This is a genomic window from Serratia sp. CY33525 (assembly GCF_052169115.1).
GTDB classification, from domain to species: Bacteria; Pseudomonadota; Gammaproteobacteria; order Enterobacterales; family Enterobacteriaceae; genus Serratia; species Serratia sarumanii.
Genome location: NZ_JBJNLK010000042.1, coordinates 1 through 524 on the forward strand (window position 1 = coordinate 1; position 524 = coordinate 524).

The following is a 524-nucleotide window of genomic DNA, read 5'->3' on the forward strand; positions in this document are numbered from 1 at the left end:
CTGGCGGCATGGGTGGACGCGCCGCTGCTGCAATGGTTGCTGGAGGCGAGCGCCGAGCATTCGGCGCGCCTGCAGGAGACGCAATACCAGCAACCGGCGTTGGTGGCACTGCAGTTGGCGCAGGTGGCGATGTGGCAGGCACGAGGGCTGACGCCGTCGCACGTGCTGGGGCATTCGATAGGCGAATTTGCAGCGGCAGTGGTCGCCGGTGTGATGGAGAGCGGTGATGCGCTGATGCTGGCGGCGCGGCGCGGGCAACTGATGGCCGACTGCGAGCCGGGCGGCATGGCGGCGATACGCGATTCGGCGGAGAACGTCCGTCGCGTGCTGCCGGCGGAGGTGGTTATCGCGGCGGAGAATGGCGCGGGAATGACGGTGGTGGCGGGGCCGCACGCGGCGCTGGCGGCGTTCGTGCAGCGGCATTATGCGCATGAACACACGCCGTTGGCGGTTTCGCACGCTTTCCATTCGCCGATGATGGCAGCGGCAGCGGCGGCGTTTGGCGACGTGGTGAGTACGGTGGC

At 68.7% G+C, this 524-nt stretch carries 1 protein-coding gene; it reads left to right on the top strand.

Features of this window, described 5'->3' with window-relative positions; genetic code table 11:
• Positions 1 to 524 (top strand): acyltransferase domain-containing protein (locus tag ACJ8IM_RS25230; RefSeq protein WP_308317588.1); only part of this gene is annotated, 524 nt, incomplete at both ends.